At 69.2% G+C, this 279-nt stretch carries 1 protein-coding gene; it reads left to right on the top strand.

What is annotated here, in order from left to right; translation table 11 throughout:
• Positions 1-36: 36 nt before the first annotated feature.
• A partial coding sequence (locus tag FJV46_RS15145) for an undecaprenyl diphosphate synthase family protein (RefSeq protein ID WP_240046480.1) occupies positions 37-279 on the top strand: 243 nt, incomplete at its 3' end.

The following is a 279-nucleotide window of genomic DNA, read 5'->3' as shown; positions in this document are numbered from 1 at the left end:
GCCAACACCCTCGATCGGTTGGGCGAGAGTAACCGGGTGCGGGTTCAGCCCGTCGGCGCGCTGGATCTCCTCCCCGAGGACCTCAGTGCGAAGCTCGTCAGCCTGGCCGGCTCCACGGCCCGGATCGACGGCCTCCATGTGAACGTCGCAGTGGGCTACGGGGGCCGGCGCGAGATCGTCGACGCCGTCAAGGAGCTCATGAGGGACGCCGCGTCCCGGGGGACATCGCTCGAGACGCTCGCGGAACAGCTCACAGCTCGGGATCGGGTACGGCGTGAT

Origin of the sequence: Arthrobacter agilis, assembly GCF_006494655.1 — a bacterium.
GTDB classification, from domain to species: domain Bacteria; phylum Actinomycetota; class Actinomycetes; order Actinomycetales; family Micrococcaceae; genus Arthrobacter_D; species Arthrobacter_D agilis.
The sequence above is the reverse complement of the archived record's forward strand: the minus strand, read 5'-3'. Positions and strand labels throughout refer to the sequence as shown.